This window comes from Neoroseomonas marina (assembly GCF_012927745.1).
Lineage (GTDB): Bacteria > Pseudomonadota > Alphaproteobacteria > Acetobacterales > Acetobacteraceae > Neoroseomonas > Neoroseomonas marina.
Window position 1 is genome coordinate 272,793 of sequence record NZ_JABBKX010000004.1, and the last position, 13,823, is coordinate 286,615.

At 61.4% G+C, this 13,823-nt stretch carries 14 protein-coding genes and 2 pseudogenes; 11 read left to right on the forward strand and 5 right to left on the reverse strand.

What is annotated here, in order from left to right:
• Nucleotides 1–246 precede the first annotated feature (246 nt).
• Nucleotides 247–1,002: a DUF5131 family protein gene (locus GWK16_RS14460; RefSeq protein WP_170054666.1), complete on the forward strand. Its 756-nt coding sequence runs from the start codon at nucleotides 247–249 to the stop codon at nucleotides 1,000–1,002.
• On the forward strand, nucleotides 999–1,916 hold the full coding sequence (tcmP, locus tag GWK16_RS14465; protein WP_170054667.1) for a three-Cys-motif partner protein TcmP: 918 nt from the start codon (nucleotides 999–1,001) through the stop codon (nucleotides 1,914–1,916). The genes GWK16_RS14460 and tcmP overlap by 4 nt, the downstream gene beginning before the upstream one ends.
• 191 nt (nucleotides 1,917–2,107) lie before the next feature.
• Here tcmP and GWK16_RS14470 read toward each other — a convergent pair whose 3' ends face one another.
• Together GWK16_RS14470 and GWK16_RS14475 are read right to left on the reverse strand one after the other, a co-directional pair.
• The gene (locus GWK16_RS14470; RefSeq protein WP_211187407.1) at nucleotides 2,108–2,884 is read right to left on the reverse strand and encodes an SIR2 family protein; all 777 of its coding nucleotides are present in this window, start codon (nucleotides 2,882–2,884) and stop codon (nucleotides 2,108–2,110) included.
• Nucleotides 2,885–2,915: 31 nt separating this feature from the next.
• On the reverse strand, nucleotides 2,916–3,473 hold the full coding sequence (locus GWK16_RS14475) for a non-canonical purine NTP pyrophosphatase (protein WP_170054668.1): 558 nt from the start codon (nucleotides 3,471–3,473) through the stop codon (nucleotides 2,916–2,918).
• A 42-nt stretch (nucleotides 3,474–3,515) separates the two neighbouring features.
• Here GWK16_RS14475 and GWK16_RS25875 point away from each other — a divergent pair.
• Nucleotides 3,516–3,878, forward strand: a pseudogene (locus tag GWK16_RS25875) (hypothetical protein); the annotation flags it as partial.
• An 87-nt stretch (nucleotides 3,879–3,965) separates the two neighbouring features.
• Here GWK16_RS25875 and GWK16_RS25880 read toward each other — a convergent pair.
• Nucleotides 3,966–4,400, reverse strand: a complete 435-nt coding sequence (locus GWK16_RS25880) for a helix-turn-helix domain-containing protein (protein ID WP_170054767.1) — start codon at nucleotides 4,398–4,400, stop codon at nucleotides 3,966–3,968.
• 411 nt (nucleotides 4,401–4,811) lie between these two features.
• Here GWK16_RS25880 and GWK16_RS25885 point away from each other — a divergent pair.
• Together GWK16_RS25885 and GWK16_RS14490 are read left to right on the forward strand one after the other, a co-directional pair.
• Nucleotides 4,812–4,988: pseudogene (locus GWK16_RS25885) on the forward strand (HNH endonuclease); the annotation flags it as partial.
• A gap of 60 nt (nucleotides 4,989–5,048) precedes the next feature.
• Nucleotides 5,049–6,530 (forward strand): RecQ family ATP-dependent DNA helicase, encoded by a 1,482-nt coding sequence (locus GWK16_RS14490; protein WP_338144479.1) that lies wholly within the window; start codon nucleotides 5,049–5,051, stop codon nucleotides 6,528–6,530.
• Between the two features lie 418 nt (nucleotides 6,531–6,948).
• Here GWK16_RS14490 and GWK16_RS14495 read toward each other — a convergent pair whose 3' ends face one another.
• Nucleotides 6,949–7,194 (reverse strand): hypothetical protein, encoded by a 246-nt coding sequence (locus tag GWK16_RS14495; RefSeq protein WP_170054670.1) that lies wholly within the window; start codon nucleotides 7,192–7,194, stop codon nucleotides 6,949–6,951.
• A gap of 177 nt (nucleotides 7,195–7,371) precedes the next feature.
• Here GWK16_RS14495 and GWK16_RS14500 point away from each other — a divergent pair, with 177 nt between their 5' ends.
• From GWK16_RS14500 to GWK16_RS25890, 3 genes are all read left to right on the forward strand, one after another.
• A complete protein-coding gene (locus GWK16_RS14500) occupies nucleotides 7,372–7,806 on the forward strand; it encodes a hypothetical protein (RefSeq protein ID WP_170054671.1) in 435 nt (144 codons plus the stop codon).
• Nucleotides 7,807–7,938: 132 nt separating this feature from the next.
• Nucleotides 7,939–8,997: a tetratricopeptide repeat protein gene (locus GWK16_RS14505; RefSeq protein WP_170054672.1), complete on the forward strand. Its 1,059-nt coding sequence runs from the start codon at nucleotides 7,939–7,941 to the stop codon at nucleotides 8,995–8,997.
• A 357-nt stretch (nucleotides 8,998–9,354) separates the two neighbouring features.
• The gene (locus GWK16_RS25890) at nucleotides 9,355–9,816 is read left to right on the forward strand and encodes a helix-turn-helix domain-containing protein (protein WP_170054673.1); all 462 of its coding nucleotides are present in this window, start codon (nucleotides 9,355–9,357) and stop codon (nucleotides 9,814–9,816) included.
• 1,750 nt (nucleotides 9,817–11,566) lie between these two features.
• On the opposite strand, the gene GWK16_RS14515 is transcribed toward GWK16_RS25890, so the two are convergent.
• The gene (locus tag GWK16_RS14515) at nucleotides 11,567–11,794 is read right to left on the reverse strand and encodes a hypothetical protein (protein ID WP_170054674.1); all 228 of its coding nucleotides are present in this window, start codon (nucleotides 11,792–11,794) and stop codon (nucleotides 11,567–11,569) included.
• A gap of 336 nt (nucleotides 11,795–12,130) precedes the next feature.
• On the opposite strand from GWK16_RS14515, the gene GWK16_RS14520 reads away from it, so the two are divergent.
• The 3 genes from GWK16_RS14520 (at nucleotide 12,131) to GWK16_RS14530 (ending at nucleotide 13,794) form a co-directional block, all read left to right on the forward strand.
• Nucleotides 12,131–12,415: a hypothetical protein gene (locus GWK16_RS14520; RefSeq protein ID WP_170054675.1), complete on the forward strand. Its 285-nt coding sequence runs from the start codon at nucleotides 12,131–12,133 to the stop codon at nucleotides 12,413–12,415.
• 122 nt (nucleotides 12,416–12,537) lie between these two features.
• The gene (locus GWK16_RS14525) at nucleotides 12,538–13,176 is read left to right on the forward strand and encodes an outer membrane beta-barrel protein (protein ID WP_170054676.1); all 639 of its coding nucleotides are present in this window, start codon (nucleotides 12,538–12,540) and stop codon (nucleotides 13,174–13,176) included.
• A 324-nt stretch (nucleotides 13,177–13,500) separates the two neighbouring features.
• Nucleotides 13,501–13,794 (forward strand): chromate transporter, encoded by a 294-nt coding sequence (locus GWK16_RS14530; RefSeq protein WP_277613627.1) that lies wholly within the window; start codon nucleotides 13,501–13,503, stop codon nucleotides 13,792–13,794.
• Nucleotides 13,795–13,823 lie beyond the last annotated feature (29 nt).

The window sequence follows — 13,823 nt, forward strand, 5'->3', positions numbered from 1 at the left end:
CGGCTCGTCCCTTTCTCGCCGTGAGCCGAGCTGACGGCGCATGGTCGGCCAGCGTCCGTAGCGAGCTTTGGAGTTGTCTGTGCGGACCAGAGTTCGGAAGTCGCTCAGCAGAGGGCGCAGGGTCTCAGCACCTTGAGCGTACAAATCGACGCCGGAAGGCGACTCTCGTCCCCAAGGTCCGCCCCCAATTGTGTTGCGGAACCAAGGACCGTGTGAGACGATTCACTTTATGTTCCGGGGGCGGGGATGGCTGATTCCTCTGACATCGAGTGGACTGATGCAACCTGGAACCCGGTAACGGGCTGCACAAAGATCAGTCCTGGCTGCGACAATTGCTATGCTGCACGGTTCTCGGAGCGCTTCCGAGGTACGCCAGGCCACCCTTTCGAGACCGGCTTCGATCTGACCCTGCGGCCTGAACGCCTCCAGCAGCCGTTGCTCTGGAAGCGGTCGCGCCGGATCTTCGTCAACTCCATGTCGGACCTGTTCCACAAGGGCGTCCCAACACCCTTCATTGAGCAGATCTTCGACACGATGGAGCAGGCCCACTGGCATCAGTTCCAGGTACTGACCAAGCGTAGCAGTCTGATGCGCGATTTCCTGAGGCGCCGCTACACCACTCGGCCTGCTCCGGACCATCTCTGGTTCGGTGTGTCGGTCGAGGATCGCCTCCGACTATCACGCGTTCGTCACCTCCAGGCGGCCCCGGCCTCGGTGCGCTTTCTGTCGATCGAGCCGCTGATCGGCCGCATCGGCGCGCTCGATCTTGCCGGCATCCACTGGGTCATCGTCGGTGGGGAGAGCGGGCCGCGCCACCGACCCATGGACCCAGCCTGGGTGCGCGAGATCCGCGACCAGTGCCTCGCCGCCGGCGTGCCATTCTTCTTCAAGCAGTGGGGCGGGTTCCGTCCGACGCAGCAAGGCCGGACCCTGGACGGCCGTCTCTGGGACGAGTTCCCGCAGCCCCAGCAAACCTGGCCCGCCTTGGCCGCAGCCGAATGAGTGGCGAGGACTCGAGCCCGACGGTCGGCCCGTGGGCGCGCGAGAAGCTGGATGCGCTGGGCGCGTATCTCGACTTCTATACCAAGGTGCTCAAGAACCAGGGCCACTGGGTCAGAAGCACGACCTTCGTGGATGCCTTTGCCGGGGCAGGCCGCGCGAGGCTGCGGCGGCGCTCCGATGAGGCGAGCGCCGATAGCCTTCTTGCGGAGCTCGATCCGCCGCCGATCGACGCTGAGGCGGAGCAGTACATCCACGGCTCGCCGCGCGTCGCGCTAAGCATCGCCAACCCCTTTACCCGCTACGTCTTCATCGAGCGTGACCCTGGCCGCGTCGCTGAGCTCGAGCAGCTGCGCCAGGAGTGCGGCGAGCGCTTCCGCATCGAGGTCCGGCCCGGACAGTGCGACGAGGAGCTGGACTCCTTACTGCAGGGCGATCTCGGCCGCTCGGGCCACCTCGCCGTTGTGTTTCTCGATCCGTTCGGGATGCAACTGTCCTGGGCGGTGATTGAGCGCCTAGCGGCGACGAAGCGCATCGAGGTGATGATCAACTTCACCCTTGGCATGGCGATCCAGCGCGTCCTGCCGCGCTCGGCTGAACTGCGGCCCGGCTGGCGCGAGACGCTAGACCGGTTCTTTGGATCGCTGGATTGGTACGGCCAGGTCTACGAGGAGAAGGCCGACCTGCTCGGGACAAAGACGGAGAAGCGCCGGGATGCAGGCCAGCGCCTGCTGGAGTGGTACCGGGGCCGGCTGAGGGCGGCGTTCGGGCATGTCTCCCCCGCTCGCCTGATCAAGAACACCAAGGGCGGGCATCTTTATTACCTGATCTGGGCCGGCCCCCATCCAAAGGGTCTCGACGGGGCGCGATACATTCTTACCAAGGGCGAAAAGTTGGGCCGGACCAGCGCGAGCTGACGGACCGCGTCACGGCCGACAAGAGACTGACCGGCCTCGTCTCGCTGTGGTTCGATAGCTGCCCTTGCCTCGTGCGGGCCACCAGCGACTGCTACTGCCGACGTGGTCACCGTTCACAAGCATAAATTGATCGTCGGAGGCTGCCTTACATTCAGCGCTGGGCGAGACGCAGATGACTGGCGGCTTGGGGTTCATCCGGCCCCGCGCACCATCTCGAGTAGGCGGTCAAAAAACTCCGGCAGCGCCTCATCGGGATCCAGGGCGTCAGAGACGATCGGCGAAACCCCGCGGCTCTCCAGCACCTCCTCCTGAACGACGTCCGGTCGGACCAAGAAGATGAACGACCGCGGCCGCCGCTTCGCATAAGCCGTGCCGTCCCAGGTACGCTTGAGCTTGTAGAGAAGAAGGCGAAGATTCAGATCCTTGAGGCTGTACCCGACGAACAGGATTGTACGGCCGAGCACGTCCGACCGAAGCTTCAGGTCGAGTGGTGATTCAAATTCTAGCCGATCAAAATAATCAGTTTCGGTCAAGACGAGTGAGTTGTCATCCGAGAAGTCACCATGAAACTTGACGACATGGGTCTGGTCCGGTTTCGCATCCGCTATGTCGACCACCGATGCGATCTTCGAGACATCGTGTCCGCACAGCCGGAATACTCGCTCGAGATTGGCGTCGTAGTTCGTCGTGTAGATGAGGGGAAATCCGAGATCGACGATCTGGCGGTGGACCTTCGAGGCGAGCAGCTTTTCGTCGGTTACGTTCCAGCTCCTGTCCATCCAGCTGCGCAGGTCTCCGATGCTCCCCTTCCGTAGTTTGTAGAACTCTGCCACCTGCAGATAGTCTGCGCCTGGTCCAACCAGAATAGCGGGATCGAAATCCAACTCCCCGGCCATATGGTCGATCAACTCTCCCCACGACGGGAGGCCGAGCGGCTGAGACAAACCGGCCCCTACGAAAAGGATCACTCTTCGATCCCGAATCTCTCGTGCAAGCATATCAAGCATTGGCTTTGCCCCGCAGGTGATCCGCAAGCGCATTTAGGGCAATCCGGCGCATCGATATGAGGTTCTTCTCCTCCCCCATCTCCGCGAAGGTCTGCTCATGTCCGTCCGGGACGAATACGCAGTCCCACTGGAAGGAGCGATCACCACGCGGCGCCGATGCAACGGTGCCGCGAATCTCGCCCTCGAAGTGATGGATCCGCCTGCCGTCGCAGTAGCCTATCCAAGTCTTAGCGGTGAGGCCACGTTTCTCCCCTCTGCCAAACAGTTCGCAGAACCGGTCGGCCTCCAGCGAATCCCAGAACGGTTGGGTTAGGCCACCCGGAAAGCCGTTCAGCGCATCGATATAGAGGCATGTATGCTCGACAAAGATTCTGTGGCCAATTCTTCCGAAGGCTCGCAGTGCCTTGTCCCTTACGATCGCTTTCACGTCCCGGGTCTGGATTTCATCGATCGAGACGCTGATCGGAATCACCTCCGCGCCTAGCGGCTCAAGGATCTTCCTCGCCTCATCGATCTTATGCCTGTTCTTCGAAAGAAATCTGATGCGCATCCCGCCTTCCACTTCACTGCAACGTCCTTATAGCCTCTCCCAATGCTAGTCGACCTTCACGTCCATCTTAGGGGAACGCTCGTTCGGGAAACCGTGCTCTTCCTTGCGGAGCGTAATGCTGTCTCGATCCCCGAGGCCCTCCTCGCCGACGCGCGATATGGCTGGCACGACTTTACGACCTTTCTGAAGGCCTACGATCTCGTCACCTCTGTAGTGAAGTCCGCCGCTGACCTGGAGTTAATCACGACCTCCTACCTTAAACGGTGCGCGGAGTTGGGCGGCGGCTATGTGGAATTTATGCTGTCGCCACCGGACCTCGCTCGCACGGGCGTCCCGTTTCTTGATCAGTTGAAGGCTCTCGGCGCCGCGGCTGACCGGGCTGCCGAGGAGTGGGGCGTGCGTTCGCGTCTCAGCGGGGCAGCGCGGTGCTCTCCGCGCATGCGACCATTCGCTCCGACGCAGCGCGAAGCGAAGCTAGCGATCATCTTGTTGCTATCTGCTTGCTTCACGCAGATCGCGATCGTCCGCCTCCCCGGACCGACGATGGCGTCTGGCCTGCCGGTGGGTGCGCCTTGCTTCGGCCACGAGCGCACCGGCCATCCTAGAAATGATCTCGATCTGCGCGATATTGAGCTGCGACAGAGCGTCGAAGAACTCAACCTGCCGATTTTTGCCGGCGCTCGATACGCGAGCCGTTGGGGCCCCCTCGAAGAACCAACTAATCGGCCGATCGAGAGCTGCAGCGAAGAGCCAAAGCTGACTTATGTGAATCCGATTCTGGCCCAGTTCGAATTTGCTGATCTGCTTTGCGGACACGCCGGTGCGGAGGCTGAGCGTCGCCGCGGTGATGCCGGCCGTGAGCCGCGCTTCCCTTAACCGGCGACACACGAACGCATCGATGACATCGGAAGATGGAGTTGCCAGCATTGCTAATTAATAGAGAATCTAGATTGATCAACAACCCATCTAGATTTTTGTGTCCGCGGGCCTCGCACTAGGCTGAGCTCGGACCCGAGCGATAACGCCGATGCCGAACGATAGGGCCTCATACTCGCATTGCTGGCGCAACGCGTAGTCCGCGGTGCATTGCAGCCCCTAGAGTCATGCTGGCCGCTTAAGATTTAGTACGACTTTGATCTCTCTGTCCGGATTTGGTCTCTCCCTCTCTCCCTCTCTCCCTCTCTCCCTCTCTCCCTCTCTCCCTCTCTCTCTTTCTCTCCACAGTATCGTCTTCCGCACTTGTCCTTCGCACGTAGATTGCGTGCAGTTGCTTCGCTTGGTCCCCGGGTTGGACGGTGCCCCCGTCGTCGGCGCACGAGCGGATTGCCAGAGGGCGTAGTGACAGCGGATTGGGAGATTGCACGCAGGACGGTACTGCGGCGTGACGGACATCAGTGCGTCCAGTGCGGCAGCGACCTCGAGGCCGATGGCGCACACGTGCACCATTTGCTGCCACGCGCATCTGGGGGAACCGACGAGCCGGCGAACCTGATCAGCCTATGCCCAATGTGCCATGCCGCGGTGCATCCGCATCTCGGTGCTGGGCTAGCCCGTCGCCTACTCCAAAGAGCGGCCGTGCGCCTGGCGCATTGGCTCGACACCGAGGGAAGACTGGCACGCGAGACCGGGTACCTCGGCCCCGCCTTGAGCCTGTTCGGGTTGGACGCCTTCCGGCCAGCACAAATCGACGTCGTGGAAGCGGCGCTGCGGGGCCGCTCCCTGCTGCTGGTAAGTCCAACCGGATCCGGCAAGAGCCTCGCCTTCCAGGTACCAGCCGTGCTGACGCCAGGCCTCTGCCTCGTGGTCTCTCCGCTCAAGGCGCTGATGTCGGACCAGGTCTCGGGGCTCCTGCGGCGAAGGATCCCGGCGACGTTCATGAACTCGGACCTCTCTTCCGAGGAGAAGCAGCTGCGCCTCGACCTGCTCACGAAGGGGTCCTTCAAATTCCTCTATCTGGCACCCGAGAGGTTCTTCGGGGCAAATGAGCGCGAGTTGGCGTTGCTGCGCGCGCTGCGGCCTGCCTATCTCGTCGTGGACGAGGCGCACTGCATCGATCGCTGGGGCCGCGATTTTCGGCCTGAGTATGGACGGCTGCGGGAAGTCCGCGAGCAGCTGGGCAATCCGCCAGTCCTGGCCTTCACGGCGACGGCCGGTCGCGAGACGCAGACGCGTATCCTCGCCTCGCTTGGAGCCGGCGAAGGGGATGTGTTCGTGCATGGCGCGAACCGCCCCAACATCACCTTCCTTCGGCGGCGGGTGCGCCAGGACGCACGACCGGCCTTCGTCGCCGAACTCCTGCGCCTCGCCGATGCGATCGGCGTCAAGTCGATGGTGTTCGTGCCAACCCGCAAGATCGGTGACGCCCTCTCCGCGGCCCTGGAAACGCAGGGTGTCGCCACGCCCTTCTTCCATGGCCAGCTCCGCACGCAGGAGAAGGAGGATCTGCTGCAGCGCTTCGGTGGCCGTCTCGAGCCGAAGTTATCGCGCATCATCTGTACCAACGCCTTCGGCATGGGAGTCGACATTCCGGACGTGCGCCTCGTGATCCACTGGCAGCACCCGGCCTCGCCGGAGGACTACCTGCAGGAGTTCGGGCGCGCCGGCCGCAACGGCCAGAGAAGCGTTGCCGTCCTTCTCACCGACCCGAAGCCCGACGGCCCGGCGCTCAGCCTGCTGGACTTCATGGCCGGGCTGACCGTGGAAGAGGCGAAGGTGACGGCGGGTGAGCGCGCTGAGCTTCTGACTCAGAAGCGACGGCTATCGCGCCAGATGCAGACCTTCGCATTCGACCGCAGCTGCTTTCGTGATGCGCTGCTGAGCTATTTCGGCGAGGCTCGCGCTCGGCCACGCCGCCCACTGGCGCTGCGCATCATCGACTGGGCTTTCGCCAAGCATGGCGCGCGCGCCGAGACGGGAGTTTGCTGCGACGTTTGCCATGCTCGACGCTGCTCGCCGGAGGACCACGTCCGGTTTGTATGTGAGGCCATTGGCGCGCCGCGGCCGTCGGCAACGCGTATCGGTTCTCACGCGCGGCAATCTCGGCGTTGGCGATCCTGACGTCAGTAGCCCTTTTGCGTTGTCAATTGTACCATGCCGGCGATGCTGGTGCTCTCGTATTCCGAGGGTGCGCCATCATTCTCCGAACCCGCTGATCCAAGGCTGCTCGATCGCTACCGGAAATCCCGTGTCGCTGGCATCTTCACTCGCGGAACTACTTTCGCCTGGTCGGCACTGTCCTCCCCTATCGCCATCAATTGCCGCAGCAGGTCCGAATTATCCAAGAGGCGCGACGCGGAGGCGCGACGCGATGAGATGGACGTACCACGCCGGCGAGGGTGTTGGTGTCGCAGATGCCGATCCCGGCGAGGCCGAGATCAGCACCCTTCGACACAAGCTCGGCGGGATGTGATGCACCGTCGAGGAGGCTGAAATTGCTCCTGGCGCACAGCTCGGCGAAAGCCGGAGCCGTCATGTTTCATCCCGCGGAGTGAGCCGGCGCAGTCCTCGCCTTGAGCACCACGTAGCCGCTGCGCTGCAGGTGCTCGACCAGGCGTTCGGCGGCAATTGCCGCGATGAGTTCCAAGCCCGCCGCCCGGGCCTTGCCGCGCTCGTCGTACCGAAGGGCGTAGGCCAGGGATTGCGCCACCTCGGCCGGACTTGCCGGCATCAGGGCGGCGCCGGCAGCGGGGAAAGGCGGGATGACGAGGGGGTCGGCGGACATGGGCGCACGATGCCGCACGTCAGAGAACGAATCAAGAACACGATCAGGATGCCTGGGCCTTGGGGATCGCGCTGGTCAGCGGATCGAAGCAGGCGGCAATGCCCGACGCCAAGATTAGTCGCGCTGCCGCATTGGCTGGGACGGGCAGCGCGGCAAACCATCTGGCATCCTGCCCAGATGAGCCTCAACCCAAATTTCCGAATTCCATTCGAACCACTGCCCCGGGCCGGCTTTTGGGCGGCAAGGCTTCCCGCGAATGTCTTGTGCGCGGCACGCACGGTCATTCTGGCTGCCGAGGCTGAGGCGCCGGCCAGTGTGATCCGGCGGGGGATTCCGGGCCTCTGCCAACTGCGGCGGGCCGATCTTTCCATGGAGGAGTTCGCGCGCTTCGGATTCAAGAGTCTGCTACTCAGGATCATCGCCGGGGAAGAGGCGGGCTCTGAGCCTGAGATGGTGCGCGTCCTGTTTGAACTCGATGCCTCAGATGGCCAGCTTTTGGCGCCGCCCGGCTCCTTTGCCGTGCGGCACGAGGATGGGTTGGACGTCTCCATCGCGGTCTCGGTCGCCGGAGAGCCGTTCCCGCGGCTGCGCCTCGAACTCTGGATCACCTGAAGTGCACGAACCTGCCTTCGGCATGCGGTGAGGCAGGTGCGCCAGCAACTCGGCACGGCTACCGCGAAATGATTCGTGGCGGTTTCCGGAACCGCCTCCCCAGAATGGTGAGCGAGACCGGAGCCAGAAACGATGCGCCACGCCTTCCTCCTCCTCTCTCTGGTTGCCTTCGGCGGCCTCAGCCAGGGTGCCGCAGCGCAGGCCGCACCCGACCCCCTCATGGCCGCCTGCGAACGGCGCGGCGGCGAGACCGCAACCCAGGCGATCATGGCCTGCGGCGGCGTCATCCGGGCGCGCGGCACGACCGAGGCGCAGCGCGCCCGGGCGCACGGTCTGCGGGCGCTGGCACGGCTCGACGCCGGCGATCGCTCTGGCCTCGTCGAGGAGGATCTCGACGCCGCGGTCCGGCTCGGCGATCGCTCCGTTCCGGTCTTCCTCGAGCACGCGGCGCGCAAGATGAACTCCTCCCTGACCAGCGACGTCGACGCCGCATTACGCGACTTCGACGCGGTGCTCGGCCTCGAACCGCTCAACTCCGTGGCGCTGATGGGCAGGGCGACGATCCGGACGCGGCGCGGCGAGATGGAGGCCGCGCGGGCGGACCTCAACGCCGCAGTCGACGGTGCTCCGGCTGATCCGGCCCCGCGCTTCACCCGTGGCGTGCTGCTCAGCTCGCTCGGCGAAACCGTCGCGGCGCGGCAGGACCTCGACGAGGCCATCCGCCTCGATCCCCGCTTCTGGCAAGCCTACGGCGCCCGCGCCACCGAATTCCTCGCTATCGGTGACGTGCGGCGAGCGCTGGCCGACTACGACACGGCGCTCCGACTGCATCCGCGCGGCGGCACCGGCCACCTGCTCACCATGCGTTGCGCAGCGCGGCACCGTGCTGGCGACGTGCAAGGCGCCATGCGCAGCTGCCAGGAGGCGCTTGAGGCGACGGGGACACGCTACGCGCCGACACAGCTGGTCTTGGCGGGAGTGGCACTTTCCCGCGGTGACCTCGCTGAGGCGTCGACGCGCAACGACGCCGCGCTGGCACTCGCACCTGGCTATCGGGCCGCGCTCGCGCTGCGCGGACGGCTGCGCGCGCGGCAAGGCAATGCCGCCGGCGCCACCGAAGATCTTGCAAGTGCGGGCGAACCGGGCTTGCGTCAGCTCGTCATGTTCTTCGGCACAGACTTCGCCCCTTGAGCGGCATTGGCCGGCGGCGCCTGCACAGAAGTCCTTGGGGCATACGTTTGCCGCATGGCGCTTGCCATCGCAATGGTTTGGCACTTGCTGGTCTAGATCAGCACCTTACTATTTGAGGGATCGCGCTTTGCGCTCCGCGCCACTATGGCCGTTCGGCAAGGGACGTTGCAGATCCTTTGCGTCGCTCCACGGCGCCGTCATCCAAGCCTCGGTCTCCTCCGGCCTCGTCAGGATACCCACCGCAATGATCAACGCAGATTCCGCCGCCCGAGCCTAGCGCGCGTGATGAGTCCGGTGAATGAACCAAATGCGCGTAAATTAACTATCTTTTTATCCAAATAGGTTTATTGAGGACAAATGTCGTGGGATATCCACCTGCCCCGCCTGAACCCCAGAACACGACCCGAAGCTGGCGGGCCGCGCCCGATCATCAGCGTCAGGCAATCGGGGGTTGACGCTCATATTGCGAAGAATGTTCAGGAACTGCGGCGCACGACCGGGATGACGCAAGCGGAACTCGGAGTCCTAACAGGCCTCGGGACACAAGGAATTCAAAAATTAGAATCCGGTAATAATCGAATTCTATCGTCCACACTGTTTCTCATCGCTAATGTATTTAGAGTTGAAGTGGATCAACTAATACCTGTAATTAAAATTGATTTCGAACGATTCGATAATAGGTCTAAGGTCGAAGAATTCATGAAAATCGTATTTTGTATAGATAATCCTGATTTAGTCACCAGTCTTAACCAAATGGCCAGATCAATTGCGAGGGGGCCGGAATGTTCGAGAGGCAACACCCGTCCGATCTGCATCTGACAAGTGTCCACGCGTAACTTTCAATATCATGGAGATACGGATACGGTGAAATTCACAAGGTTCAAATCAATTCGCATTAGTTGACGGCCAAAAGGGGCTGCAGCGGCCGATTTTACCATCACAAAGGCAGTATCAATTGCAATGAAATTCGATAAGCATATCCATCACTATGACGCCGAGCCGCTCTCTAGGAGCGTAATATCGTCTCCCGTGCATGTGACTAGGGATGGTAGCATAGCGACCTTCTGCGTCGACGAAACGAGGGTCACGGTTTACGGACTTCCAGAGGCGGCTTTAAGGGCCTTCCAAGATGGCGGCATCGTCTACCGCCTCGAGCCGCAACACGTTGAAGTTGCGTTAGCCGACGCGTTGCAGCGGACGGCTATACCTGCCGCCCAGCGGGGTGATTTGCCGCGCGGGATCGGATCTAGTCATATTCTTGGTGCGTCAGTAATTGTGGATGCTCTCCGGGCTGCGGGCATTGACTGTTGAAGGAGCTGCGCCTTGGGGGCGGCCTAAGCCGACACCAGAAGCTGACGCGAACGCCCAGGGCGTCTGATCGATACCTCCGATCACGTCCTGGTCGTGTGAGGAGCTGCTAGGATACGCAGCAGTTTCCACGTCGGCGTCGTACTCCCATCGCCACGGTCTGAGGCTCCAGCGCACGCAAAGCCAAAAATGGGATGCGACCTGTATCGGCCGACGAACCAGCTGGGACTGCACAGAATACCCCAATCGGAGTGACCCTGCGAACATCGCCGCTTCCGATTTAACGAATAGTAAGGCCGGCTCCCTTGAGCCCGGCTGACGCCAGGCGCCCGCGTGCTTCTAGCTTCGCAAACTATCATTCTAATCCGTCACTCCCCGGCGGTGAACCTTGCTTCCAGGCCGACCGCGGTTCGAACTCAGCGTGGCGGTTGGTCCAAGCCCTCGGCCTGAATAGTCGCGCGGACCAGCGTCATCGGGAGGATCGTCATTGTTCGACGTGGGATTGATGCACCCGGATCGACGCGTGGGGGAATAGCCGGGTCGAGGCTGCTCAGGTGGAGTACTGTGTCGGCGATCCCGACTAGGCGTCCCGCCACGTCGACAACAGGCGCGCCAGCAAAGCCTCCTGCTGCCGGGAGTTCCGCGAGAACTAACTCGTCGACGTTGCGCGGACCCGCGACGGGACGCGAGGCGTGTACAACTGGTCCAACGCCCGCGAAGGGTCCAGCAGCGCTCGCCGCCGAAATCGCAAGCCGTTCTGCTTCGCGCGGCGTCTCTGCCGCCGCCGGAAGGGCGATGTTCGGTTCCTGGATGTGCAGGATCGCGAAGTTCTGCCGGACTGCCAAACGCATGTCCTGGACTGGGACAACCGTCGACCCGTGGCGGGCACGAATCTTGTGCCCAATCCAAACCTCCATCGCACTTGCGCTCGCTAACAGCCGCCCCGGCCCAAACGCAGTTGCGGAGCTGATTAGGCCGCCATCCTCGCTCTCAATCGTCCAAAGAAGGTCTTGTGCGTGTTGCGCCGCAGAAGCCTCAATAGGAGATTGAGGGCCGTAAGTCATCTCTGAACATGCTGGCAGAGCAAGTACCGAGAGAACAACTACAGAGCTTCTGAACATCTTCCGATATCCCTTCACCGAACGCGCTGTGCGGTGGTTTGGTATATCGCCGACCTTGTAAATTTCGAGTGAAGGCGAAAGCCATTGCTTCGTGGGGTCTCTCACATTCGCCGGCTGTCGCCCTTCCGCTGCGGGACGCGTCACATCTGCCTGGTGGGGATGGGAAAAGGCACAGTGGCTCGAAGAAGGCTCGCAGTCCTAATCAGCACTTTTGCAGCCTTGTCATGACCAGCCTCGTGAGCTTCCGCGCCGCGCCGCTCCAGCTCGTGGATGGCAAGGATAGTGTGATAGTTCGCCTCGAGGGACGATGCATCGGTCGCTTGATCGTCCATTTTTTTGGCTTTCGTCAGATAAAAGATCTGATCCATGGCTCCGGCTCCGATTTATGGGCGAAGTAGAGTTTCGAATATGACATCTCCGGTGGAACGTCTAGCCGAATCTAAACCACAGATTGATAAACGGAAAATGGACGAAACGACTCAACGCATTGATTCGATTGAAAATACGGTCCATTCGTCCGCATGGAATTCAACTTTGACGCGTATTTCACGATCGGAGAGTGCGCGTATGGCGAAAATTTGGACACTCAATAACGATCTCTCGCCATTGTGAGCGTTGGGCCGTCTTGGTATCCGTAGCGTATGGGGTCGCGACCGAAAGGGTAGGCCCTGGGAGGCGAGCTTCTTCATATGGCTTCGGATGGAATGAACGCCGAAACTCGACGCTCGATCCTCAAAGCAACACAAGCCGCACTTAGAGAAAGCGTTATCACCGAGGTCGATCCGCTCGAGGCGCTCCGCCAAGCGAGCCACGAAATACTTCTGCATGTACGTCACACGCTAATCAGTGCACTTCCCCCGGAGATTGCCCCAACGATTCCTCTGGATGAAATTTTCTCAGAGGCGATAACCTTTGTTTGGATTGAGTTGGGCGGAAGAGTCGAAGATATACCAGTCGAATTCTTTCATGTTTCCAGCGCAAAACAATGAATGGTAAGATACTATCTATATTCGTCAACTAAAATGAGACAAGGATCTTGAAAATCGAAATTGACCCTTAGGGATAAAATAATCTTCGCGCTCCAATTATCGCTGATCGTGCTGGAGCGTTCATGATGAAGGATAATGCAGTATTCGCCGCCGCGATGGCGGCGACGTCATTGGTTGCGCTGGCCTCACCTGCGACCGCAAACGAACCTGATCTGCGCCCGCTGAACGGCTTCTACGCGGGAGTGTTTGCAGGGGCGATCGCCCTCGATTCAACGGTCTCCTTTGCCGCCACAGATACGAGGCCAGCTGAGAGGTACGTCGATCAAGGTGGCGACGGCTTTGTCGTCGGGCTCCGAGGCGGGTGGGGGCAACTGATCAGCGTCCACAAGTACCTAGGCATTGAAATCGAAGGGCTGGTCCCTTGGAATGTTACCAGCCGCCTTAACGCGAACGGAGCCGAGTATCGCGCGAGGTTACGATCTGAGCTTGGCATATACGGCCGAGCCGGTTGGTCCCGCGATGGGCAGGATCTTCTATTCATTCGGGCCGGATTCACAATCCCAAAGCAGACGTACGAGTCCGTCGAGAACCACGGGACCGGAACTGCGGATTGGACACCAGTTCCAACGATCGGGGCCGGTGCTGAGATAGCAATTTCCCGGCGTTGGGCTGGGCGAGTCGACATCAGCTATTCGTTTCCTCACGGGGACAACGTGCTTGAGTCGTACCGGCTGACGTTCGGGGTATCGTATCGATTCTAATGGAGTGGCGCACGGTCGAACTTCCAAAGACTACGAGTTGGCGCTTTATCATCAAGGATTGTTCAATGCAGAGACTACTGCGTGAGGCTCTTCAGAAGCTCCGAGAGCCAGAGACAGCCGCATTGATGGTCATCGCCCTTGGCATGGCCCTTGGGTGCGCCATTTCGATGCGCGTACTTGAATCTCCGATCATGGCTTTGATGCTCGAGGGACCGTCCCACGATCGCTGGCGGTAGATCTTCCGGCGCTGGTGCCCGGCAAGTCGACCCTGCAAAGTCGATCCTTCTAGCGGCGTGTCCGAAGGAGCAGTCCGTCACGTCCTCGCTGGTGGTGCTGATCGCCTTCTTCGGCCCGACGGGGCTGTTGACCTACCTCGCCGGTCGCTCTTGGCAGCGGCTCGAGGCCTGGCCCTGGCGCCGCTCTATCGAGATGGGCCTGGCGCCAGTCTCGATCGGGCTGCTTCTGGCCGGCTGCTTCAGTATGGCCAAGGGAGCGATCTTCGACCTCGATACGGCGGCGATCGCGGTGGCCGTGCTGCTGATCCTGCAACGCTACAAGGTCAACCCGGCGCTGCTGGTGCTCGGCAGCGCCGTCATAGGCGTGCTGGGCTTCGTGTGAGCCGACAGATTTCGATGACATGCATCAGG

What these genes read in the sequence shown, in the direction of transcription:
- GWK16_RS14460 (WP_170054666.1), top strand. Translation starts at nt 247, where the DNA reads ATGGCTGATTCCTCTGACATCGAGTGGACTGATGCAACCTGGAACCCG.
- tcmP (WP_170054667.1), top strand. Translation starts at nt 999, where the DNA reads ATGAGTGGCGAGGACTCGAGCCCGACGGTCGGCCCGTGGGCGCGCGAG.
- GWK16_RS14475 (WP_170054668.1), bottom strand. Translation starts at nt 3,473, where the DNA reads ATGCGCATCAGATTTCTTTCGAAGAACAGGCATAAGATCGATGAGGCG.
- GWK16_RS25880 (WP_170054767.1), bottom strand. Translation starts at nt 4,400, where the DNA reads ATGCTGGCAACTCCATCTTCCGATGTCATCGATGCGTTCGTGTGTCGC.
- GWK16_RS14495 (WP_170054670.1), bottom strand. Translation starts at nt 7,194, where the DNA reads ATGTCCGCCGACCCCCTCGTCATCCCGCCTTTCCCCGCTGCCGGCGCC.
- GWK16_RS14500 (WP_170054671.1), top strand. Translation starts at nt 7,372, where the DNA reads ATGAGCCTCAACCCAAATTTCCGAATTCCATTCGAACCACTGCCCCGG.
- GWK16_RS14505 (WP_170054672.1), top strand. Translation starts at nt 7,939, where the DNA reads ATGCGCCACGCCTTCCTCCTCCTCTCTCTGGTTGCCTTCGGCGGCCTC.
- GWK16_RS25890 (WP_170054673.1), top strand. Translation starts at nt 9,355, where the DNA reads ATGTCGTGGGATATCCACCTGCCCCGCCTGAACCCCAGAACACGACCC.
- GWK16_RS14515 (WP_170054674.1), bottom strand. Translation starts at nt 11,794, where the DNA reads ATGGATCAGATCTTTTATCTGACGAAAGCCAAAAAAATGGACGATCAA.
- GWK16_RS14520 (WP_170054675.1), top strand. Translation starts at nt 12,131, where the DNA reads ATGAACGCCGAAACTCGACGCTCGATCCTCAAAGCAACACAAGCCGCA.
- GWK16_RS14525 (WP_170054676.1), top strand. Translation starts at nt 12,538, where the DNA reads ATGATGAAGGATAATGCAGTATTCGCCGCCGCGATGGCGGCGACGTCA.